The sequence below is a fragment of the uncultured Cellulomonas sp. genome, from assembly GCF_963527515.1.
Lineage (GTDB): Bacteria > Actinomycetota > Actinomycetes > Actinomycetales > Cellulomonadaceae > Cellulomonas.
The window spans coordinates 1-18788 of the sequence record NZ_CAURTV010000021.1 but is presented as its reverse complement, the minus strand read 5'-3'; the positions used below and the strand labels follow the sequence as shown (position 1 = coordinate 18788).

The 18788-nt window shown below is 72.1% G+C and carries 22 protein-coding genes, 1 tRNA gene and 1 pseudogene; 13 read left to right on the top strand and 11 right to left on the bottom strand.

From position 1 onward, the window contains the following. Positions 1-22 precede the first annotated feature (22 nt). Positions 23-1015: a hypothetical protein gene (locus RYN42_RS07870; RefSeq protein ID WP_315095193.1), complete on the top strand. Its 993-nt coding sequence runs from the start codon at positions 23-25 to the stop codon at positions 1013-1015. Positions 1016-1127: 112 nt separating this feature from the next. Next, a complete protein-coding gene (locus RYN42_RS07865; RefSeq protein ID WP_315095192.1) occupies positions 1128-2315 on the top strand; it encodes a serine hydrolase domain-containing protein in 1188 nt (395 codons plus the stop codon). A gap of 3 nt (positions 2316-2318) precedes the next feature. On the opposite strand, the gene RYN42_RS07860 is transcribed toward RYN42_RS07865, so the two are convergent. Both RYN42_RS07860 and RYN42_RS07855 read right to left on the bottom strand, forming a co-directional pair. Next, positions 2319-2798 carry an SRPBCC family protein gene (locus RYN42_RS07860; protein ID WP_315095191.1) on the bottom strand — a complete coding sequence of 160 codons (480 nt, stop codon included), beginning with the start codon at positions 2796-2798 and terminating at the stop codon, positions 2319-2321. Further along, positions 2795-3103, bottom strand: coding sequence for a metalloregulator ArsR/SmtB family transcription factor (locus RYN42_RS07855; RefSeq protein ID WP_315095190.1), 309 nt, complete (start codon positions 3101-3103; stop codon positions 2795-2797). The genes RYN42_RS07860 and RYN42_RS07855 overlap by 4 nt, the downstream gene beginning before the upstream one ends. Before the next feature lie 49 nt (positions 3104-3152). Here RYN42_RS07855 and RYN42_RS07850 point away from each other — a divergent pair, with 49 nt between their 5' ends. Further along, the gene (locus RYN42_RS07850) at positions 3153-3788 is read left to right on the top strand and encodes a maleylpyruvate isomerase family mycothiol-dependent enzyme (RefSeq protein ID WP_315095188.1); all 636 of its coding nucleotides are present in this window, start codon (positions 3153-3155) and stop codon (positions 3786-3788) included. Between the two features lie 17 nt (positions 3789-3805). Here RYN42_RS07850 and RYN42_RS07845 read toward each other — a convergent pair whose 3' ends face one another. Further along, positions 3806-4426 carry a hypothetical protein gene (locus RYN42_RS07845; RefSeq protein ID WP_315095186.1) on the bottom strand — a complete coding sequence of 207 codons (621 nt, stop codon included), beginning with the start codon at positions 4424-4426 and terminating at the stop codon, positions 3806-3808. Between the two features lie 64 nt (positions 4427-4490). Then, the gene (locus RYN42_RS07840; RefSeq protein ID WP_315095184.1) at positions 4491-5414 is read right to left on the bottom strand and encodes an alpha/beta hydrolase; all 924 of its coding nucleotides are present in this window, start codon (positions 5412-5414) and stop codon (positions 4491-4493) included. 63 nt (positions 5415-5477) lie between these two features. Between RYN42_RS07840 and RYN42_RS07835 the strand changes: the two genes are divergently transcribed. Next, the gene (locus RYN42_RS07835; RefSeq protein ID WP_315095182.1) at positions 5478-6425 is read left to right on the top strand and encodes a WYL domain-containing protein; all 948 of its coding nucleotides are present in this window, start codon (positions 5478-5480) and stop codon (positions 6423-6425) included. A gap of 26 nt (positions 6426-6451) precedes the next feature. Here the strand turns inward: RYN42_RS07835 and RYN42_RS07830 are convergent, their stop codons facing one another. After that, a complete protein-coding gene (locus RYN42_RS07830) occupies positions 6452-7438 on the bottom strand; it encodes an aldo/keto reductase (RefSeq protein WP_315095180.1) in 987 nt (328 codons plus the stop codon). Between the two features lie 96 nt (positions 7439-7534). Further along, positions 7535-8380, bottom strand: a complete 846-nt coding sequence (locus tag RYN42_RS07825) for an aldo/keto reductase (protein WP_315095230.1) — start codon at positions 8378-8380, stop codon at positions 7535-7537. A 141-nt stretch (positions 8381-8521) separates the two neighbouring features. On the opposite strand from RYN42_RS07825, the gene RYN42_RS07820 reads away from it, so the two are divergent. The 3 genes from RYN42_RS07820 (at position 8522) to RYN42_RS07810 (ending at position 10834) form a co-directional block, all read left to right on the top strand. Continuing rightward, positions 8522-9406, top strand: a complete 885-nt coding sequence (locus RYN42_RS07820) for a helix-turn-helix transcriptional regulator (protein WP_315095178.1) — start codon at positions 8522-8524, stop codon at positions 9404-9406. A gap of 134 nt (positions 9407-9540) precedes the next feature. Then, on the top strand, positions 9541-10083 hold the full coding sequence (locus RYN42_RS07815) for a flavodoxin (RefSeq protein WP_315095176.1): 543 nt from the start codon (positions 9541-9543) through the stop codon (positions 10081-10083). Between the two features lie 172 nt (positions 10084-10255). Beyond that, a complete protein-coding gene (locus RYN42_RS07810; protein WP_315095174.1) occupies positions 10256-10834 on the top strand; it encodes a hypothetical protein in 579 nt (192 codons plus the stop codon). Here the strand turns inward: RYN42_RS07810 and RYN42_RS07805 are convergent. From RYN42_RS07805 to RYN42_RS07795, 3 genes are all read right to left on the bottom strand, one after another. After that, complete coding sequence (locus tag RYN42_RS07805; protein ID WP_315095173.1) at positions 10831-11172, bottom strand: hypothetical protein; 342 nt, start codon at positions 11170-11172, stop codon at positions 10831-10833. The two genes, RYN42_RS07810 and RYN42_RS07805, sit on opposite strands and share 4 nt — an antisense overlap. Before the next feature lie 286 nt (positions 11173-11458). Further along, positions 11459-11929 (bottom strand): NUDIX domain-containing protein, encoded by a 471-nt coding sequence (locus tag RYN42_RS07800; protein WP_315095172.1) that lies wholly within the window; start codon positions 11927-11929, stop codon positions 11459-11461. Between the two features lie 372 nt (positions 11930-12301). After that, positions 12302-12391 (bottom strand) — tRNA-Ser (locus RYN42_RS07795). An 82-nt stretch (positions 12392-12473) separates the two neighbouring features. Here RYN42_RS07795 and RYN42_RS07790 point away from each other — a divergent pair. From RYN42_RS07790 to RYN42_RS07780, 3 genes are read left to right on the top strand one after another with little or no spacing between them, the layout of a single operon-like run. Next, on the top strand, positions 12474-12731 hold the full coding sequence (locus tag RYN42_RS07790) for a FitA-like ribbon-helix-helix domain-containing protein (protein WP_315095171.1): 258 nt from the start codon (positions 12474-12476) through the stop codon (positions 12729-12731). Between the two features lie 11 nt (positions 12732-12742). Continuing rightward, positions 12743-13117, top strand: a complete 375-nt coding sequence (locus tag RYN42_RS07785) for a type II toxin-antitoxin system VapC family toxin (protein WP_315095169.1) — start codon at positions 12743-12745, stop codon at positions 13115-13117. A gap of 18 nt (positions 13118-13135) precedes the next feature. Next, a complete protein-coding gene (locus RYN42_RS07780) occupies positions 13136-13996 on the top strand; it encodes an NAD-dependent protein deacetylase (RefSeq protein WP_315095168.1) in 861 nt (286 codons plus the stop codon). Here the strand turns inward: RYN42_RS07780 and RYN42_RS07775 are convergent. Beyond that, entirely contained in the window at positions 13987-14463 is a 477-nt protein-coding gene (locus RYN42_RS07775) for a nucleoside deaminase (protein ID WP_315095166.1), read from the bottom strand. The two genes, RYN42_RS07780 and RYN42_RS07775, sit on opposite strands and share 10 nt — an antisense overlap. 41 nt (positions 14464-14504) lie before the next feature. On the opposite strand from RYN42_RS07775, the gene upp reads away from it, so the two are divergent. The 3 genes from upp (at position 14505) to RYN42_RS07760 (ending at position 16308) form a co-directional block, all read left to right on the top strand. Then, positions 14505-15140: a uracil phosphoribosyltransferase gene (gene upp, locus RYN42_RS07770; RefSeq protein WP_315095165.1), complete on the top strand. Its 636-nt coding sequence runs from the start codon at positions 14505-14507 to the stop codon at positions 15138-15140. 114 nt (positions 15141-15254) lie between these two features. Then, on the top strand, positions 15255-15596 hold the full coding sequence (locus RYN42_RS07765) for a hypothetical protein (RefSeq protein ID WP_315095163.1): 342 nt from the start codon (positions 15255-15257) through the stop codon (positions 15594-15596). Between the two features lie 46 nt (positions 15597-15642). Further along, the gene (locus RYN42_RS07760; protein WP_315095161.1) at positions 15643-16308 is read left to right on the top strand and encodes an NAD(P)H-binding protein; all 666 of its coding nucleotides are present in this window, start codon (positions 15643-15645) and stop codon (positions 16306-16308) included. 12 nt (positions 16309-16320) lie between these two features. On the opposite strand, the pseudogene RYN42_RS07755 reads toward RYN42_RS07760, so the two are convergent. Then, positions 16321-18788 (bottom strand): annotated as a pseudogene (locus RYN42_RS07755) (hypothetical protein); the annotation flags it as partial.

Sequence of the window (18788 nt, the reverse complement as noted above, 5' to 3'; positions counted from 1 at the left end):
TCGACACCAGGGGGCTGACGACATGCCTGACGACCACAACAACCCGAATCCCGGGCAACCGGGCCACGACGGCCGCGACGACGACACTCCGTTCGACGCGGTCACCCGCCTCTACATCCGCACGCACCCCGCCGACGACGGCACGGAACCGCTGCCCGCGGCGCTGCCCTTCTGGGTCAGCCCGGACATCTGGATCGTCAAGCCGGGGGGCGCGGTCGGCGGCGAGGCGGTGCCGCTGCAGCAGAACCACGTGAAGGTCACGGTGACCAACGGCGGCGGCATCCCGGCGGTCGACGCGTACGTCGAGGCGTTCGTCGCGGATCCCTCGACCGTCATCTCGCCCGCCACGGCGTTCCTGGTCGGCGGCGGCTTCCTCACCGTGAACGGGTACTCGACCGCGGACATCCTGCTGCCGTGGACCCCGCAGGCCTCGGACAGCGGGCACCGGTGCATCGTCGCGAGGGTGGCGCTGACCATTCCCCTCGACACGTACCTGAACCCGGCGATCTTCGACGTCGTCGGCGACCGGCACGTGGCCCAGCGGAACATCCAGGTGCTCGAGGTGGCGAAGGGCCAGAAGATGACCTTCCGGTTCCTCATCGGCTCGCCGGGCGAGGGACGGGCCGCGGCGACCGTCCGGACGGTCGAGACGACGTTCGACCTGGACGCGAAGGCGCTGACCACGATGGGCGGCTGCGCGGGCGGGCTGCCGGCGACGGAGCCCCTGGCCGACCTCGGGGTCCGGGTGCTGTCGGCCCGCGAGACGCTCGTGCGTCCGACCCTGGCGGCGGACGTGCGGCCGGCGCTCGGCATCGCGACGAGGCCCGACCCCGTGCCCGAGGGGCGCGAGGTCGGTGCGCGCCTGGAGGGGGCCAAGCCGCGGTACGCCGCGGTGACGTTCGCGGTCTCTCCCGACGAGGAGACCGGACGCCTCCACGCGTTCGACGTCGTGCAGCTGGACGACGCGACCGGCGAGGTGGTCGGCGGTCTGTCGTTCGTGGTGCGGGTGGTGTGACCCGACGTCGAGGGTGGAGGTGACCCCACCCTCGATGCGGGTGGTGGCGTGATGGTGGGCGACGGACCCGCCGCCCAGGCTGGACGGGTACGCACCCGCCCCTGGAGGTCCCATGAGCCGCACGCCCCAGCCCACCCGCATGTCGGCGCTCGCCGTCGTGTGCACGCTCGCCGCCGGCGCCGCGCTGGCGGTCCCCGGAGTCGCGTTCGCCGACGACCGCCGACCGCGGACCGACGAGGTCCAGGAGACCCTCGACCACCTGGTGGAGGTCGACGGGGTGCCCGCCGCGCTCGCCACCGTCACGGACCACCGGGGACGCGACCGGAACCGCGTGGCGGGCGTCGGCAACCTGGCCACCGGCGGACGTGTCCCGGTGGACGGTCAGGTCCGCATCGGCAGCAACACCAAGACGTTCGTCGCCACCACGGTGCTCCTGCTGGTCGGCGACGGCCTCGTCGAGCTCGACGCCCCGGTCGAGACGTACCTGCCCGGGCTCGTGCGCGGACCCGTGGACGGCCACGACATCACCGTGCGGGACCTGCTGCAGCACACCAGCGGCATCGGCAGCTACACCAACGGCCCGCCCTTCATCACCGACGGCGCCGTCACGCTCACCGCGCTGAAGGACTGGTACGTCGAGCCGCACGAGCTCCTTGCCCTCGGGCTCGCCCAGCCGGCCACCCCGCCGGGCGCGTGGTCGTACAGCAACACCAACTACCTGCTGGCGGGCCTGCTCGTGCAGAAGGTCACGCAGCGCCCGCTGGGCGACGTCGTCACGGACCGGATCATCGAGCCCCTCGGCCTGCGCGACACCTACGTGCCCGGCCGCGGGGAGCGGGCCATCCGCGGCGACCACCCGCTCGGGTACCACGCCGAGCCCGCCGGCTCCGCCCTGTTCGAGCACACCGACATCGACCCCGCCTCGTCGTGGGGGGCCGGCGACATCGTGTCCACGCCCGGGGACCTGACCACGTTCTTCCGCGCCCTGCTCGGCGGCGAGATCCTGCAGCCGGCCGAGCTTGAGCAGATGAAGGCGACCGTCCCCATGGACCTGCCCGGCATCCCCGAGGGCTGGCGCTACGGGCTGGGCCTGCAGTCCACGGAGCTCAGCTGCGGCGAGCTCGCGTGGGGCCACGGCGGGATCATCCCCGGCTACCAGACCGACGGCGGCGTGAGCGAGGACGGCAGCCGCGGGGTCACTGTGGCCACCACGACCATGCACGCGATGCTCCCCGCGGAGGCGTCGGCGGACGTCACCGCCCGGATCTCGGAGCTGGTCGACACCGTCCTGTGCTCCTGACGTTCAGGCCGTGGCGGCGTCGGCGAAGGTGCGCAGCAGGGTGGACCAGCCGCCGCCACCCTCCTCGATCGCCTTGCGCACCGCCTCCCCGCCGACGAGCCGCTCCAGGTGCCGGTGCTGGAGCTCCACCACGGTCTGGTCGGGTCCGTCCGGTGTGAAGCGAACCTCGATCTCGGAGGCACGGTCCGGGTCGTCGTCGTACCGCCAGCTCCCCGTGATCTGCCAGGACACGACGAGGCGGTGGGGCGGCTCCCAGGCCAGGACGTGGCCCCAGGTGCACTCGCTGCCGTCGGCGCCCCGCTCGAACCACCGACCGCCCACGTACGGCTCCAGGACGGTGTCGACCATCTCGGACTCGCCGATGCGGTACTCGGCGGGCCACCACCGCCCCATCGACTCGGTGAAGAACCTGAACGCCGACTCCACCGGCAACGCGACGGTCGCTCGGCCGTGCAGGTCCGGGATCCCGCCGGGGTCCGTCACGGCACCTCCTGGTCCGCAGCCTTGTGGAAGCTGGTCAGCGCGTCGTCCCAGATCCGCTGCAGGTACACCCGCAGGGCGTCGACGCCGTCGGCGTTGAGCCGGTAGATCCGCCTGGTGCCCTCGGCGGTCGCCACGACCAGGCCACCGTCCTTGAGCACCTGGAGATGCTGCGAGACGGCCTGCCGGGTGATCGGCAGCCGATCCGCGAGCTCGCCGACGGAGCTGGGGTGCCGGGCGAGGTACTCGAAGATCGCTCGTCGGGTGGGGTCGCCTAGCAAGCCGATCTCCATTCCGCCAGTGGCCACTTTCGAAAGTCTACACTTTCGCAGTAGCCTCGACCCGGGGGTGAGTCGGATGTCAGATCTGCAGGCGCTCGCCACGGAGGAGCGCGCCGACTTCCTGGCCCTGCTGGAGCAGCTCGCGCCGGAGCAGTGGGATGCCGCGACCCTGTGCCCACGGTGGCGGGTCCGGGACGTCGCCGCTCACGTGTTCAGCTACGACGAGCTCTCGCGCGCCGACCTGGTCTGGCGGTTCGTCCGCGGCGGGTTGGCGCCCTCCCGGGTCAACGCCGCCTGCCTGGCGCCCTACCGCGACAGCTCCCCCGCCGAGCTCGTCGCCCTGGCCCGGCGGTGCGTCCGACCACGAGGGCTCCCGTCCGCGTTCGGAGGCGGCATCGCGCTGGTCGACGGGATGATCCACCAGCAGGACATCCGCCGCCCCCTCGGGCTGCACCGGTCCATCCCGCCCGACCGGCTCCGGGCCGCCCTGGAGTTCGCCAAGACCGCGCCGGTCATCCGCGGCTCGTGGCACCGCCGCGGGCTGCGGATGGTCGCCACCGACCTCGACTGGTCAGCCGGCTCCGGACCCGAGGTGCACGGACCCGGCGAGGCCCTCCTCCTCGCCATCTCCGGGCGCAGCGCCTCGGTCGAGGAGCTCAGCGGACCAGGCGTCCCGACCCTGCGGCCCCGGCTCGTCGCTGCCGCCCGCTGATCCCCCGCGGACTGCGCTCAGGACACCGGCTGCCCCGCGGGTGCCCGCAGACCGAGCGCGCGCAGCTCCAGCGACGCCAGTGCGCGCACCACGTCGGGTTCCCCGCGGCGCCACGCGTTCGCCGGGTCGTCGCTCACCCGGGCGAGCGCCCGGACGGGCTGCGTGGCCAGCGCCCGCAGGGCGAAAAGGTCCAGGTCGGCCGCGGAGTCGAGGATGCGCCGGGCGGCGCCTGCGCGGCGGACGAACCGGATGCGGGAGAGCAGCCACACCGCGACGACGAGCAGGATCGGCACGGCTGCGATCGTCAGCCCGAGCAGCACCGCCAGCTGGTTCGCCCCCTCCTGCACCTGGACGCCCGCGCGGGCGATCGAGTCCGCGGCGCCCCCGGCCGCGGTGAACGGGGCGCGTGCGTTGTCGCCGACCAGCGGGACCCGCGCCACGGTGTCTCCGGCGGACGCCAGGCTCTCCGAGAGCGAGGACCCGGCGTTCTCGAGCGTCCGCCCGGGGGCGGCCAGCCGGCCGACGACCTCGTGCACCCACTGCCCGGCGCGGACCCAGAGGACCACCCAGACGACGACGAGGAGGTCCCCGACCAGCTGGCGGGCACGGCGGGCGGGGGTCTGCGCGTAGAGGGTCACGCGGCCATCCTGGTGCTCGGGAGGCCGGGGCGACAGGACCCCGGCACGGCGGACCTGGCCGCCGCTAGACGGCGTCCCGCTGGCTCAGCCACGTGAGGATCGCGCGATTCGTCTCGCCCGGCTTCTCCTGCTGGATCCAGTGACCGCAGTCCAGGGTGACCACCTCCACGTCCGGCACGAACGCCGCCAGGTTCTCGGACCTCGCGATGGTGTCCCGATCGCCGTAGATCATCAGGGTGGGCTGTCGGACGATCGGGTCGACGTGCGCCAGCAGGTGCCAGTTGCGGTCGATGTTCCGGTACCAGTTGATGCTGCCCGTGAACCCCGAGGCCTCGAACGCCTCGACGAGCACGGCCAGCTCCTCGTCGCTCATGACCGGCTCCCCACGCGGTGTCTCCGCCCGGGCGAGGTTGATCATCGCCATGCCCGGCGCAGGCTCGGTCGGGGACTCGTTCATCCGGTACAAGTTCCGCAGGAACTGGGCGGTGTTCTCGTCGAGCACGGCATCGGCGACGCCGGGCTGCCGGTTGAAGTGCACGAAGTAGAAGTCAGGCCCGAGCACGCTCTCCATGAGCTCGCTCCAGGGCACCTCCCCGCGCTCCATGTAGGGCAGGCTCAGGTTGATCACCTTGTTCACACGGTCCGGGTGCAACAGGGCCAGGCCCCAGACGACCATGGCGCCCCAGTCGTGCCCGACGAACGTGGCGTCGTCGTACCCGTAGTGGTCGAGCAGTGCGACCAGGTCGCCCGTCAGATGCTCGAGGTCGTAGGCGGTCACCTCGTCCGGACGCGACGAGCTCCCGTACCCCCGCTGGTTGGGGACGATGACGTGGTACCCGGCCTCGACGAGGGCGGGCACCTGGTGTCGCCACGAGGAGGCGTGCTCCGGCCAGCCGTGGCACAGGACGATCGGCCGCCCTGCCTTGCCGGCTTCCAGGACCTGGAGCTCTACGCCGTTGACTGGGATGAGGGTCGTCTGTGAGGTCATGCCGCCATCGTGCTGACCGAAACCGGTCATCTCCTGACCGGTTTTCTGTGCGAGGTTGTCGGCATGCGAGCCGACCGGCTGATGGCCCTCCTCTTCCTGCTGCAGCAGCGCGAGCAGGTGACCGCTGCGGAGGTCGCCCGCGAGCTGGAGATCTCCGAGCGCACCGCGCGCCGCGACCTCGACGCCCTGGCCATGGCCGGGGTGCCCGTGTACTCCCTGCAGGGCCGAGGCGGCGGCTGGCGCCTCGTGGGCGGCGCCCGCACCGACCTGTCCGGGCTGACGGCGAGCGAGGCGCGCGCCCTGTTCCTGGTCGCCGGCCCGGCCTCGGCGGCGACGCCGGCCGTCAAGGCAGCCCTGCGCAAGCTCGTCCGCGCCCTGCCGGAGCCCTTCCGGGTACAGGCCGAGGCAGCAGCATCGTCGCTGCTCCTTGATCCGCGACGATGGGGGTCGAACCCGGCGGAGGTCCGACCCCCTCGCTTCCTCGACGCGCTCCAGGACGCCGTGATCCGCGGGGTCCAGGTGCGGCTCGGCTACGTCGACCGCGCAGGCGCCGACACCGAGAGAACCGTCCACCCGCTGGGCATCGTCGCCAAGGGTCCGTCCTGGTACCTCGTCGCCCACACCGAGGCCGGCCGGCGCACGTTCCGGATCGACCGCGTCTCCTCCGTCGACCCCACCGACGACGCCGTCCACCGACCCACGGACTTCGACCTGGCGACGAGCTGGCGAGAGATCTCCGACGAGGTCGACCGCAGACGGACGCCCCTCGAGGCCCAGGCGCTGTGCACGCCCGACGGGATCGGCATCCTCCGGCTGGCCTTCGGAGTCCGGCTCGAGGTGGGCGGTGCCGCGACCGACGGCCGCATCGAGGTCGTGATCCGCGGCAGCGACGAGTACGTGCTCGCCGGCGAGCTCGCCGGTCTGGTGCAGTGGGTCGAGGTGACCGGGCCGCCGGGCGTGCGCGGGGAGCTGGCGTCGATCGGCAGCGCGCTGATGGGCCGGTACGGCTGACACGGTGCCGACCACGACGTTGCGTACTAGCGGTCGATCCACCGCTGCATGGCCTCGGGGTAGCGGGCTCCCTGGATATCGGCCCGGTCAGAAGCTTCGGTGAGCTCGGCGATGTCCTCCGCCGTCAGCTCCAGCTCGACTGCGGAGTTGTTCTCGGTCAGTCGGTGCAGCTTGGTGGTCCCGGGGATGGGCACGATCGACCGGTGCTGGGCAAGGAGCCAGGCCAGGGCGACCTGACCGGCGGTGGCGCCGCGGCGTGCGCCGATGCCCTTGACGGCGTCGACGAGTGCCTCGTTGGCGGCGCGCGCGTCCTCGGTGAAGCGCGGCAGGGAATTGCGCAGGTCGCCGTCGGCGAACGTCGTGGTGGTGGTGATCGCGCCGGTGAGGAATCCCTTGCCGAGGGGGCTGAACGGCACGAACCCGATGCCGAGCTCGATCAGGGTCGGCAGGATCTCGGCCTCCGGCTCGCGCCAGAACAGTGAGTACTCGCTCTGCAGGGCCGTGACTGGCTGAACGCTGTGTGCCCGGCGAATGGTGGAGACGCCGGCCTCGGACAGGCCGAAGTGCTTGACCTTGCCGTCGGCAATGAGGTCGCGGACGGTGCCGGCGACGTCCTCGATCGCGACGTCGGGGTCGACGCGGTGCTGGTAGAGCAGGTCGATGGACTCGATGCCCAGGCGGCTCAGGGAGTCCTCGACGGTGGCGCGGATGTGCTCGGGTCGGCTGTCGAGCCCTGTGGACGTCGAGCCGTCGAAGGAGAACCCGAACTTGGTGGCGATGACGACCTCGTCCCGCACGGGTGCGAGCGCTTCGCCGACGAGCTCCTCGTTGGTGAACGGACCGTAGACCTGGGCGGTGTCGAAGAACGTGACGCCCTGGTCGACGGCGCCGCGGATGAGCGCGATGCCGTCCTGCTTGTCGACGGCGGCGCCGTAGCCGTGGCTCAGGCCCATGCAGCCGAGCCCCAGGGCGGACACCTCGAGGCCGCTACGGCCGAGAGTGCGCGTGATCATCGTCGTTCCTTCCAGATGGGACGTGTCGTGGTGCTGGTGTCAGGCGGTAGCCGGGGTCACCGGTGCGCCGCATGGCCCTGAGCGGTGTCGGGCGGTTCAGCTGCTCCGGCGGGAGTTGAGCCAGCTGACCATCGCGGGGTCGCGGTGGTCGAAGGCCACGCTGACGCCGGTCTCCAGGGTGGCGATGGAAGCCATCTGGTCCTCGGTGAGCTCGAAGTCGAAGACGTCGAAGTTCTCGGCCATGCGCTCGGGACGCGAGGACTTCGGGATGACGACGACGCCGCGCTGGATGAGCCAGCGCAGGGTGACCTGGGCGACGGACTTGCCGTGGGTCTGGCCGATCGCGGTGAGGACCGGCTCACTGAAGATGCCGTTCTTGCCCTCGGCGAGCGGGCCCCAGGACTCGATCTGCACGCCGTGCTCGGTCATCACCTGCTGGTCGGTCGTGCGCTGGTGGTAGGGGTGGGTCTCGATCTGGTTCACGGCCGGGGTGATCTCGTTGTGCTCCAGGAGGTCCACGAGGCGGTCGGGGTGGAAGTTGGAGACCCCGATGGCACGGATGGCGCCCTGACGGTGCAGGTCCTGCATCGCCCGCCAGGAGCTGTAGTAGTCCCCGAAAGGCTGGTGGATCAGGTACAGGTCCAGGCGGTCCAGCCCGAGCGCCTGCAGGGAGGCGTCGAAGGCCCGCTTGGTGCCGTCCTCGCCACCGGAGTGGATCCAGAGCTTGGTGGTGATGAACAGCTCGTCGCGGGCGATGCCGCTGGCCTTGATGGCGCGCCCCACGGCTGCCTCGTTGCCGTAGGAGGCGGCCGTGTCCAGGTGGCGGTATCCGGCCGCCAGTGCGTCGGTGACGACGCGCTCGGTCTCCTCCTCCGGGACCTGGAAGACACCGAAGCCGAGGATCGGCATCTGGACGCCGTTGTTGAGGGTCACTGTCTGCATGGGGTTGATGTCCTTCGTCTTCTGGTCAGGGCGGCTGTGTTCGTCCACCACACCACCTGTGCGCTCGGCGAGGAACGTTCTGGCTATGGGTGCACTGGCAGTGCGTGGCTAGCGGGCCCGGGCGCTCGTACCGTCGAGGCCATGGACCCACGTGACGAGGTGCGCGACTTCCTCAGCTCCCGTCGTGGCCGGCTGAGCCCGACCGACGTCGGGCTGCCTGCTGGCACCGGACGGAGACGGGTGGCGGGGCTGCGCCGTGACGAGGTCGCCGTGCTGGCTGGCGTCTCCTCGGAGTACTACGCCCGCCTGGAGAGGGGGAACCTCTCCGGCGCCTCCGATGCTGTCCTGGACTCGATCGCGGCCGCGCTGCGCCTGGACGAGGCCGAGCTGCTGCACCTGCGGAACCTCGCGCACGCCGCCAACCAGCCCGCGCGGCGCCGCCGCACGCCGGCGCCTCGGACCGCTGTGCAGGCCTCATTGCAGCGCGTCCTGGACGCGATGGTCACCGTCCCGGCCTACGTCCGCGACTCCCGCATGGACATCGTCGCCGACAACGCCATGGCGCGTGAGCTGCTCAGTCCCGTCTACCGGTTCGCGCGCCACACCGGCACCGCACCGAACAGCGCCCGGTACGCGTTCCTGGACCCCTCGGCCCGCGACTACTACCCCGACTGGGAACAGGTCACCCACGACTGCGTCGCCGCGCTGCACGGGGCCGCCGGCCACAACCCGTATGACAAGCCGCTGACCGACCTCGTCGGCGAGCTGTCCACCCGCTCCGAGACGTTCCGGACCCTGTGGGCAACCCATGACGTGCGCCTGCACCGCACGGGCATCAAGCGACTGCGCCACCCCGAGGTCGGCCTTCTCGCCTTGGAGTATGACGTCATGGAGCTCGTCCAGCCGCTCGGCCTGGTCTTCATCGCCTACAGCGCCGCACCCGGCACGCCCAGCGCCGACGGCCTGACCCTGCTCGCGTCACTGGCCGCGTCCCGCACCGCCGCATCGACCGCGCAGGACGCGTGACCCCGCCGACCAGCAGGCGAACCTTCCTGCGAGCGGTTCTGGCCGGCAGCGCCGGGGCAGGCCTGCTAGCCGTCTCAGGCTGCGCCGCCCCCGACACCGCGCAGGGCCCCACCCGAAGCCAGGAGCCCAACCCCATGACCCCAGCACCCTCACCTGGCACCAGGACGCTGCTCGTGTACTTCTCCCGGCCCGGTGAGAACTACTGGTACGGCGGACGCAGAGACCTCGAGGTCGGCAACACCGAGGTCCTGGCCACGATGATCACCGAGCGCGTCGAGCTCGACACCTACCGGATCGAGGCAGCCGACCCCTACCCCCACGACTACGAAGAGACCAGGGCACGCAACGTCCGCGAGCAGGACCAGGACGCCCGGCCCGCGATCGCCTCACCCCTGCCTGACGTCACGGAGTACGACACGGTGATCCTCGCCAGTCCGATCTGGAACGTGCGCCCGCCGATGATCATGTCCACCTTCGTGGAGTCCGTTTCCCTGGAGGGCAAGCGCGTCCTGCCCGTCACCACTCACGCGATGAGCGGCCTCGGGCGATCCGTTGCTGTGTACACCGAGCTCGCCGTCGGCGCCACGATCGGGCAGGGGCTCGCCGTCCAGGGCGAAGAAGTGGCCGACGCCGGCCCTGACCTCGAGCGGTGGCTGCGCGAGGTCGCCCTGGTGTGACCGGAGACGGGGACTTGCCTTGACTGCCCGTCGGGGGGCTGCACGCTCGCCGCCCGTCGGCGTTCCGTTCTCGGACCACCGCGATCGAGGACGCCCATGCGCTGCCCGTCGGCCGACGCCGACGCTGGCGGTCGTACGCGAACTGGAAGTCCGCTGCACACAAGGGGGAATGATGCAGCTCAAGCTCACGTCGCTGTTCGGCCGTCGGCCAGGCACAGACGACGACCCGGACGAGGACGTTTCCGTCGCTTACGACCCGGACGAGGATCTGGTCGAGAGCCCCCCGCCGCAGCCGGCGAAGACGTCAAAGGGCCGCGGACGGAACCCTGACGCGCCGAGGCTGACGAGCCCGATGAAGTGGGCGCTGTCGCGCGTGGCCAACCACGTCACGTTCTCCGATAAGCGGATGGTGGCCTGGTACCTGCTCGACCCGCAGCGGTGGAGCTTCCGCACGGTCGCTGACGGCGAGTCCCTGATCGAGGCGCATGCGTCGCAGGTCGCCGAGCTCGTGGGGCGGACCGTGTACGGGCGCATCACTACCCGTCCTTACGCGGTAGAGACCTGGGCGGAGGCCGCGTGGAACAACTCGCCGGCCACGACCGAGGAGTTCGCGAAGAGCCTCGAGCGGGAGGGTGCACCTAAACGATCGTTTGAGTGCCTGTACGCGTCTCGAGTGGCTGCCGGGGGGAGGTCGGCTCAGAGCCCCATCTGGTGCAGGGCTCGCGGTGCGGCCGACCGAAAGGGGCGTTAGCCCGCCTGTCCCGGCGCCGGTGGGCATTCCAGTACCTCGATCGCATTGCCCTCGAAGAGCCGCAGGTGCGGATGCTCGGCGAAGATCTGGACGGCCTCCTCGTGCGACTCGGCGTCAACGATGGTGTACCCGGTCTTCGAGTCGGTGAAGTCCTCGACTCCCTGCGTTGTGACGCGCTTCTTGCGGAAGAGCGGAGCACCCGGGTTCACGAGTGACTGCTGGTGGGTCTCCGCCCACTGTGCCCATGCACTCATGAACTCGGCCTGCTGCTGCTCACTGAGCGCGTTCTTCCCGCGTTCGTCCGCGGCGCCGTGGTAGATCGCCAGGAACCGTGCCATGCAGTCAGGGTAGAGCGGGCACGACGGCAGCGACAGCTGCCTCTCGGGGCTCGGTCGGCGCTGGAACCACGTGCGAACACTCGGCGAGCTCGCAGGGGAACTGGCCGCTGCAGGCAAGATCTCGGCTGACGTCGAGGCCGCAGCGTGGCTGCACGACCTGGGCTACGCGGAGGAGTTGTCGGCGACTGGCTTGCACGCCCTCGACGGTGCGGCTTTCCTCGCAACCGTCAGCCGCTCCCGCGCGCAGCTGCTCGCATCCGCTGAGCGAGCGAGAAGGCAGCTTGAGCTACCCGATGAATGGCCCGCCGGAAGCGCGGAGGGCATGCTCGAGGCGTAGCCGCATCGAGTCGTGGAGGTCCAGCGAGTCGATCTGCTCAGGCGTGAGCCACTCCACCTCGTCACTCTCGAAGCTCGTGCGCTTGTCGCCGCCGACGAGCCGCGCTCGGAACGCGATCGAAAACTGCTGACGCACCTCCCCATCGTCGTACTTCATGACGTGGTTCGGGTTGGTGTACGTGCCGGTGATCGTGTCGACCTCGACGTCGTAGCCGGTCTCTTCCTTGACCTCGCGGATCACCGTGTCGGCGATGCTCTCGCCGGGCTCGTGACCACCGCCCGGCAGGGCCCAACGGTTGTTGTCGGTCTTGTGGATCATCAACACGCGGCCCTCGTCGTCCTGCACGATCGCGACGACTGACGGCACGACGGAGTTGATCTCCGGCGCATCCGGGTCATCGATGTAGTCGATGCGAGCCATGCCGTCGAGCGTACGTGCGGTCACGCCGGCTTGGCGGCCGGCCAAGCGCGCTCGAAGCACTCCATGGAGTAGGCGAAGAGACGGCCGCCGGGATCCGGTTGACGTCCATGATCGGCGAGTGGCCAGCGGTGGCTCCGAGAGCGTGCGGGTCCACGAGCAGCTGATCGTCAAGCGGAACAGTGAGGCGTAGAGCGTGCTGCCGAGCTTCCGAGTAGTGGCGCGAGGTACTCCCGGACGTCCGCGACGTCATCGATCAGCTCGTCGCTCAGGCGTCGGATGAGGCCCCGAAATGAGGCACGGTGGAGCCAAAGTGGAGCAGCAGGTACGACGAAGGGCCCCACCCGCGTGTTCATGCGGGTGGGGCCCTTCGGCTGGCGGTAGCGGTGGGATTTGAACCCACGGTGGACTTTCACCCACACACGCTTTCGAGGCGTGCTCCTTAGGCCGCTCGGACACGCTACCTCGGGGAGAACGGTACCTGGTCGGGGCCCCTTGCTCCGAATCGGGCGTTGCATGTGGATCACATGCAACGTAGCCTCACCACATGGTGATGGTCCAGATCCGCCACGTCCCGGACGAGCTCCACCGCGAGCTGCGCGCCCGGGCCGCCCGTGAGGGCAGGTCACTGTCGGAGTTCCTCCTGGCAGAGCTGGTACGGATCGGTTCGCGACCCACCCTCGACCAGCTCGCGGACCGCATCCGTGCGCGCGACGTGGCCCCGCCCCGGGCGGACCAACCCGTCGTCGAGCTGATCCACGCCGAGCGCGATGCGCGCGACGAGCACCTGACCGCAGGGTTCTGAGGGTGCTCGTGGTGGACGCGTCGGCGGTCGTCGACTTCCTCCTGGATCCCGATCGACTCCGCGCACGCTTCCGAGCCGGTGGTGACGACCTCCACGCCCCCGCACACCTCGACGTGGAGGTGCTCAGCGCGCTGCGTCGACTCTCGCAGCGCGGCACGCTGACCGAGGGTCGTGCGCGCGGCGCCGTCGACGACCTGGCGGACCTGCCGCTGACCCGGTACGACGTCCCGCCGCTGCTGCGCAGGTCCTGGCAGCTGCGCGACCAGATCAGCGCGTACGACGCCCCCTACGTCGCCCTCGCGGAGGCACTCGACGCGACGCTGCTCACCCGCGACGGACGCCTGGCTCGCTGCACCGGCCACACCGCCCGGATCGAAGCCGTCTGACCGTCGTACCGTGGACCGATGAGCACCACGAACGACGCCGTCCCGATGACCGCCGGCTCGCTCGCCGACGTGGTCGAGGTGCTCGCGGGCCACCGCCTGGCGGTCCTCACAGGCGCGGGGGTCTCGACGGACTCGGGCATCCCCGACTACCGCGGGCCGGACTCGCCGCCGCGCACCCCGATGACGTTCCAGCAGTTCACGTCCGACGAGGGCTTCCGCCGGCACTACTGGGCCCGGAACCACGTCGGCTGGCGGCACGTGCACCGGACGATGCCGAACGCGGGGCACCGCGCGCTGGCGGCGCTGGAGCACCGCGGGGTGGTCAGCGGGCTGATCACGCAGAACGTGGACCTGCTGCACGAGGCGGCGGGCTCGCGGCACGTCATCGACCTGCACGGGCGGTACGACCGGGTGCGCTGCCTGTCCTGCGGCACGGTGATCTCGCGGGCGGAGCTGGCCGACCGGCTCGACGCCCTCAACCCGGGGTTCACCGCGGCGGTCGCGGACGTCGAGATCGCGCCCGACGCCGACGCCGTCATCGAGCAGACCAGCCACTTCGTCGTCGCCGCGTGCAGCGCCTGTGGCGGTTTGCTCAAGCCGGACATCGTGTACTTCGGGGAGACCGTCCCGCGGGACCGGGTGGAGCGGGCGTACGCGATGGTCGACGACGCCGACGCGCTGCTGGTCGCCGGGTCGTCGCTGACCGTGCAGTCGGGGCTGCGCTTCGTGCGGCACGCGGCGCTGGCCGGCAAGCCGGTGGTCGTCGTGAACCGCGGGGCGACGCGCGGGGACAAGTACGCGGCGGTGACGCTGGACGCGGGGACGTCGGAGACCCTGACCGACCTGGCCGAGACGCTCCCGACGCCGCGTCAGCGCTGAGCCTCGAAGAACCGCTGCAGCAGCAGCCCGCACTCGTCGGCACGCACTCCTCCGACCACCTCGACCCGGTGGTTCAGTCGCCGGTCGCGCACCACGTCCCACTGCGACCCGCACGCACCCGCCTTCGGATCCCACCCGCCGAGCACCAGCCGCGGGATCCGCGCGAGCACCGTGGCGCCGGCGCACATGAGGCACGGCTCCAGGGTCACGACGAGGGTGCAGTCGTCCAGCCGCCAGCGCTCGAGCCGAGCGGCCGCGGACCGCAGGGCGAGGATCTCCGCGTGCCCGGTGGGGTCGGCGTCGGCCTCGCGGGTGTTGTGGCCCCGGCCGACGACCTCACCCCTGGGGCCGACGACGACCGCGCCGACGGGGACGTCCCCGGTGAGCGCAGCGCGCCGCGCCTCGTCGAGGGCGAGCCCCATCGCCCACACGTCCTCGACCTGCCACGGTCGCAGGGGCTCGGTCATGGGGGCATCATCGCGCACCCCGCGGCCGGTAGGTTGTGCCCATGCGCCTGCACGTCGCGGACCACCCCCTGGTCGCCCACAAGCTCACCGTCCTGCGCGACGTCAAGACCGCGTCGCCCACCTTCCGCCTCCTGGTCGACGAGCTGGTGACCCTGCTCGCGTACGAGGCGACCCGGGAGGTGCGCGTCGAGTCCGTCGACATCGTCACCCCGGTCACCTCGACCACCGGCGTCAAGATCGCGGACCCGCGCCCGCTGGTGGTGCCGATCCTGCGCGCCGGGCTCGGCATGCTCGACGGCATGACGCGGCTGCTGCCCACCGCCGAGGTCGGCTTCCTCGGCATGCAGCGCGACGAGGAGACCCTCGAGGCGATCACCTACGCCAACCGCCTCCCGGACGACCTGTCGGGCCGCCAGTGCTTCCTGCTCGACCCCATGCTGGCGACCGGCGGCACACTCGTCGCCGCGATCGACTTCCTGCTGGCGCGCGGTGCCCGGGACGTCACCGCGGTCTGCCTCCTGGCCGCCCCCGAGGGCCTGGCCGTCGTCGAGAAGGCCGTCGGGGACCGGGCCGACGTGTCGATCGTCGTGGCTGCGGTCGACGAGCGGCTCAATGACAAGGCGTACATCGTCCCCGGCCTGGGTGACGCGGGCGACCGGCTGTACGGCGTCGTCTGAGGCGTCCCACCCCCTGGGACGCCCGGGAATCCCCCTTGGTGCCCACGAGGGGGCGTGCGACGCTCGTCCCATGACCACGTCCGCGCAGCTCGTTCTCGCTGCGTATCCGTGCGCGTGTCATCGGTCCTGATCCGCCAGGCCCTCGACCAGACCGCCGCCCGCCACCCGGGCGCCGCGGACCGCGCACCCGGAGACGACATGGCACTGCCCGCACCCCTTCCCCGCCCGCAGCCCGGGCTCCTGCTCTACGTGAGCCTCCCCGAGGGGACCGCCCACGCGCCCGCCGACCTGGCGGAGGTCGCCGAGATCCTGCGGGAGTTCGCCACCGAGCTGCTGCCCGGCTCGGACACGTACACGGCACTCTCGCTCGCGGCCCCGGGTTCCGACGAGGTGCACCGCCTCGGCGACCGGCTGACGCACCTGCGGCTCGTCGGCGACGCCGACCGGCCGGGCTGACCGCCCCCACTCGCCGGTCCCCGGACCCCTGCCTACGGTGGTGCCCATGCGCATCGCTATCGCGGGGGGCCACGGGCAGGTTGCCCGGCACCTCTCGCGCGCCCTGTCCTCCCGCGGTGACGTGCCCGTCGCCCTGGTCCGCCAGCTGGTCCACGTGGAGGACGTCGTCGCGGACGGCGCCGAGGCCGTCGTCCTCGACCTCGAACGGGCCAACGCCCGTGACGTGGCCGAGGCGATCGCCGGTGCCGACGCCGTCGTGTTCGCGGCGGGCGCCGGTCCGGGCAGCGGAGCCGCACGCAAGGACACGGTCGACCGGGCCGCGGCCGGCCTGCTCGCCGACGGGGCCGCACTGGCCGGCGTACGCCGCTACGTCCTGGTCTCCTCGATGGGCGCCGACGCCCCGCCGCCCGACGGCACGGACGAGATCTTCGCCGCCTACCTCGTCGCCAAGCGCGCCGCCGAGGGCAACCTGCGCGAGCGGGACCTCGACTGGACGATCCTGCGCCCCGGCCACCTGACCGACGACCCCCCGACCGGCGCGGTCCACCTCGACGAGCGCGTCCCCGGGGGCGTCATCCCACGCGCGGACGTGGCGGAGGTCCTGGTGGCGCTGCTGCACGAGCCGCGCACCGCGGGGGTGGTCCTGGAGCTGGTGGGCGGCGGGACGCCGGTGTCGGACGCCGTCACGCAGGTGGTCAGCCGCGCCGGCTGACTGCCCGCGTGCTCACCTCGTCGACATCCAGTCGGGTCCCTCGTCGTCTCCGCAGTCGGGTGTCGCCCACGGAGCCGCGGCGTGGAGTCCCCGCAGCGCGGGCTCCGCACCGGGGCAGGCCTGCTCCACGGGGTCGTCGACCGAGGTCTGTTGCGGCTGGTCAGTCGACGGCGTCCGGGTATCGGGCGATGCCTCGTCGAGCGGCACCCGCGCGGGCGGGCCGTTGCCGCGCTCGCTGCCACCCGCCGGTCCGTTCCCTCGCTCACCGGCCGCCGCCCCACTGTTGCCGGCCCCACTGTTGCCGCGCTCCGCGGTCGCCGCAGTGTCCCCGCGCTCAGAGGTCGCCGCGGCATCGGCGTTCCCACGCTCCGAGCTCGCCGCGGCAGCATTCCCCCGGTCTGCCGGGGCCGCCGGGCTGTTCCCGCGGTCAGGGGTCACGGGCGACGGCGACGGGATCACCGTCTCGGCGGCGGGACCGCTCGCCGGGAGGGCGGAGACGACGGGGGTGTACACCCACCGGTGTGCGCGCACGGGCTCGGCGCCGGAGGCGGTGGCGACCATCGTCACCGTGCCCCAGGCGTGCCGCTTCCACGTGACGTCGGCCTCCACCCGCACGGGCGCGTCCACCCGCACGGTCCCCAGCTCGCACACGACGGTGTGCGGGTTCCGCGCCGAGGTGCACCCGTCGACCAGCTGCGGGGCGGCCTGCACGTGCGCGGGCAGGTTCAGCGTGACGACGGTCCCCGCGGCATCGGCGTCGGTCGCGCTCACCGTGAACCGCACGGTCCCGGTGCCGTCGGACCTCAGCTCGACCTGGGGGTCGTAGCCGCCGAGCCCGAGGACCGGTCGGAGCACGTCGACGGCGATACGGTACGGCTGCGCAGCGTCGGCGTCGGGGGCCTCGGCGGTGACCCAGACCGGTGCGCCCTGGGGGAAGTTTCCCTCGACCGCGTGCACCTCGAGCGGCAGGTCGAGGGTGGCCCCGGGGTCGATCTGCGCCGCGGTGCAGACGACGGTCCCTCCGCCGGCCGGGCAGCTCCAGGCGTCGCTGGCGACCGGTGGCGACCCGAAGCCTAGCGTCGCGGGACGGCGGAGCGTCACCTGGACGCCCTGCGCCGGCAGCCCGCCGGTGTTGGAGATGCTCAGGGGCACCACCGTGGGGCTGCCGAGCCCGACCTGGGCCGTGCTGACCCCGTTGACGGCCAGCGCGGCCGGACGACGGACGGTGAGCGGCAGGGCGACCGTCTCGAGGGAGCGACGGCCGCTCGGCGCCAGCTGGAGCGTGAGCGTGCCGTCCTGCTCGGCACCCGGCGCCGCGGACAGGAGCAGGGACAGGGGCGCGTCCGCGCGTGCGCCGATCGATCCCGTGCGGCAGACCAGCGGACCGGCGCCCGCGCACCTCCACGCGGAACCTGGTCCTGCGGCACCCGCGACACCGGGCGGCAGGCTGACTGTCACGACCCCCTCGTCGGCGGGGATAGTGGTCCCACCCACGTTCGAGACGGCCAGGTCGAGCTGGCGGGTCCGTGCGGTCGCCAGCTCGACGCCCGTCGGGACGCTGCGCAGGGCGAGCCGGGCGGGCGCGGGTGCGATGGCGACGTAGATCGGGGGGGCGACGTAGACCAGTCCGGTGCCCACCACCCGCAGGCCGATCTCGCCGTCGGCGCGGTCGAACGACTCGTCGATGGAGACACGCAGCACCAGGGTGGTCGTCGCGAAGCCCGGCAGCCTGTCGAGCGTGCAGCGCGCGAGCTGGGTCACGTCCGCGGTGACGCACACCCAGCCGGCCGTCGACGCCGCGAACCGCCCTGCCGCCAGGCCCGCCAGAGCGGGGTCGGCGACACCGTCGAGCGTGACGCCGTCGGGCAGCGTGACCTCGGCAACCAGGTCGGTCGCTGCAGTACCACCGCTGTTGCGCACACCGACCGAGACCAGCTGGTCACCGAGCCCGGCCTCGAGCGCCAGGCCACCGGTTGGGACGTCGACCGACACGTCGGGAGGCGTCGGCGGTGGGTCGATGGGGTCGCCGGGACCGACAGGATCACCGGGGTCGCCGGGATCGACGGGGTCAGCCGGGTCAGCCGGGTCTGCAGGCTCCACCGGATCCACGGGGTCGGCCGGCGTCTCCTCGGCGGGGCCGTCGGCCAGCAGGTCACCCTCGTCCGCCGCGTCGTCCTCCAGGACGGTCTCGTCCAGGAACAGCTCGGACGGCTCGGGCGTCGGGATGTCGGTCGGCTGGGGCGTCGCCACGGCCGAGACCGACGGCGTCGGCTCCGCGGTGCTCGCCACGGTGCTGGACGTCGGGCTCGGCGCCACCAGCGTCGAACCCTCCGGGTCGCCGAGGAGCGTGGCGACGCTGATGGCCGCCGCCGCAGCGATCGCGACGCTGCCCACGGCCACCGCCGCGGCGCCCAGCGGGATCGAGGCCAGCAACGCGGCCACTCCACCGGCAGCCGCAGCTCCGCCCGCTGCGCCTGCGC